The following is a 2,890-nucleotide window of genomic DNA, read 5'->3' as shown; positions in this document are numbered from 1 at the left end:
GACAAATAGTCTATATCCTGAATATTTCTGCTCCACACTTCTCTTAAATCGTTACCTGTAGATTATGGGTATTCAAAAAAAGTTATATTTTTTCTAAACTTTCTTAGAATTCTATGTTATATTGAATCAGTAATTTTTAGAAAGGAACAGGGGAGTAAGTGTTAAACAATTACATATTAAGATTAAAAAGTGAGTTTAAGGGGTATAACTCACAAAAGTTAGTAAAAGATATACTTGCAGGCTTAACAGTTGCGGCAGTGGCTTTACCACTTGCTTTAGCTTTTGGTGTAAGTAGTGGAGCTGATGCAGGTGCAGGCTTAATCACAGCTATTGTGGCAGGCTTATTAATTGGAGGACTGTCTGGTGCTTCTTATCAGATTTCGGGCCCTACAGGGGCTATGTCAGCCATTTTGATTGGTTTATCAACTACATATGGTTTACAGGGAGTATTTGTAGCCAGCTTTATTTCTGGTGTGATGTTACTTATTGCATCACTATTTAAATTTGGGAAGGTTGTATCTTTTATCCCAAGTAGTGTTATTACAGGCTTTACAAGTGGTATTGCGATTATTATTGCGACAGGACAAATTGATAACTTCTTTGGAGTCACTTCTAAAGGAGGCAATACAATTGAAAAGCTCTTCTCTTATTCTAAATTAGGTTTTCCTATCAATAAGTATGCTTTAATGTTTGGTTTACTTGTTGTCTTTATTATGTTGATCTGGCCTAAGAAATGGGGAAGTATCTTCCCATCATCTCTTGCGGGGATCATTATCGCATTAATTGTGAATTTAGTAGGTCACTTTGATGTCACAGTTGTAGGTAAGATTCCTACTACATTATTTCCAGATGCAAGACTATCTATCTTAAGTCTCAATCTTACTACTATTACACATCTCATTATTCCAGCTTTTAGTATTGCGATGCTTGGAATGATTGAATCATTACTATGTGGTGCAAGTGCTGGTAAGATGAAAAATGAAAAGTTAGATGCAGATATGGAATTATTTGCGCAAGGTGTAGGTAATATGGTTATTCCATTCTTTGGTGGTGTACCAGCAACTGCCGCAATTGCGCGTACAAGTGTTGCAATCAAGGCAGGAGGACAGACAAGACTTGTTAGTATCTTCCATGCGATTGCGTTACTTATCTCTATGTTTGTATTAGGTCCATTCATGTCACAGATCCCTTTATCGGCTTTAGCTGGAGTACTGATCATGACTGCATGGCGTATGAATGAATGGGATGAAATTAAATCAATCTTTAGAAACCGTATTAAAACAAGTATGACACAGTTCTTAGTCACTATGCTTGCAACAGTAGTCTTTGACTTAACAGTCGCAATTGTATTAGGTATCTGTGTTTCAATGTTCTTATTTGTGATCAATAACTCTTCATTACATGTAGAAACAAGTGCCATTGAACCGCATAGATTAGACAAAGAAATCAATTATAACCATTCTACAACTCAGGTAGTCTATTTAGCAGGACCACTATTCTTTGGAAACCAGGATCAACTCTTATCAAAAGTAAGAGAACTTATTGATGGATGTGATCATCTTATTCTCTCAGTAAGAGGTGTACCATCTATTGATGATTCAGGTATTCATGAATTAATGGATGTTGTAGAACTATGTCGTGCACATAACGTAAAGCTCTATTTCACAGGTGTACAAAATAATGTCATGAGACAATTAAGAAGACATCACTTTGATACATATGTCGGTGAAGAATCATTCTATTGGGATGTTATTAAGGTTATAGAAATGTTGGAAGAAAAGTAGGGAAACCTACTTTTTCTCATATGTGGGCACCTATTGATTTAGTCACTGGAGAGATGAAAAAACGCCAATGTAGACATGGATGATCAAGGACAAGGTACATTAAAACGTACTAAGAAGAAATCATATAACTGGATGAAGCATATCATTGAAACAAATGGTGCTGCATTAGAAGAGAATGGTGATTAATTCACTATTCTTTTTTTTGTATCCGTTTTCATATAATGACAAAGTCACTACAAAGCGCTTATGGTCTTCGTGAACAAGTAAGGTTATTTAACGCCTAAAATTAGGCACTATAGTATCACGATTTACATATATTTTAAAAAGATATGATATATACTAAAGAAAACGAATTATTCACACTTATGCACATTATGCACAAAATAGAATAAAAAAACGAACAAAGTGTTTATGTAATTTTGATGTAAAATATACCATGAAACATTGTAATCAAACAAATACATGATAAAATAAGAATGCAACCGTTTACAAGAAAAAAAGGGGGGTTACACTATGAAAGCATCTGAAGTACTACAAAGACTTTCTAGTGGTGAAATGATTCCTCTATTAAGAGGAATTTACTCAGAAAATATAGATGAGCAGGTATTAAGATATAAAGAAGCTATACAATCCTTTATGGATTATTATGGAGATCAGGATATTATGATATTTAGTGTTCCTGGTAAATGTGAAATAGGTGGGAATCATACCGATCACCAGCAAGGACGTGTTCTTGCATCCGCTATTCAATTAGATTCTATTGGTATAGTAGGCAAACAGGATCGTTATGTGAAGGTTATTTATAATGAACTAAATATTAATGAAATAGATACAGAAAATATAAAATATAATGAAGCCAAGAAAGGCACAATGGAATCATTGATCAATGGTGTATTATTTGGTTTAAACCAGAAGAATTATCATATAGGTGGTTTTAATGCTTATATTCAATGTGATATTCCTAGAAATGTGGGTTTAGGTTCTAGTGCTAATTTTAATATTATGATTGGTACCATTATTAACTATTTATTTGAATACCCATAATCTACAGGTAACGATTTAAGAGAAGTGTGGAGCAGAAATATTCAGGATATAGACTATTTGTC

2 protein-coding genes and 1 pseudogene are annotated in these 2,890 nt (G+C 33.7%); all 3 read left to right on the top strand.

Annotated features, from left to right (window positions below; genetic code table 11):
* The first annotated feature begins 158 nt into the window (after positions 1-158).
* On the top strand, positions 159-1,784 hold the full coding sequence (locus EAI80_RS12620; protein WP_129982319.1) for a SulP family inorganic anion transporter: 1,626 nt from the start codon (positions 159-161) through the stop codon (positions 1,782-1,784).
* Positions 1,785-1,816: 32 nt separating this feature from the next.
* Positions 1,817-1,970 (top strand): annotated as a pseudogene (locus tag EAI80_RS12615) (6-phospho-beta-glucosidase); the annotation flags it as partial.
* Positions 1,971-2,297: 327 nt separating this feature from the next.
* Entirely contained in the window at positions 2,298-2,828 is a 531-nt protein-coding gene (locus EAI80_RS12610; RefSeq protein WP_129982318.1) for a galactokinase family protein, read from the top strand.
* Positions 2,829-2,890 lie beyond the last annotated feature (62 nt).

This window comes from Catenibacterium sp. co_0103 (assembly GCF_004168205.1).
GTDB lineage: Bacteria > Bacillota_I > Bacilli_A > Erysipelotrichales > Coprobacillaceae > Catenibacterium > Catenibacterium mitsuoka_A.
The sequence above is the reverse complement of the archived record's forward strand: the minus strand, read 5'-3'. Positions and strand labels throughout refer to the sequence as shown.

Bases quoted from the DNA above. Each gene is read 5' to 3' on its own strand.
- EAI80_RS12610 (WP_129982318.1), top strand. From the start codon at position 2,298: ATGAAAGCATCTGAAGTACTACAAAGACTTTCTAGTGGTGAAATGATT.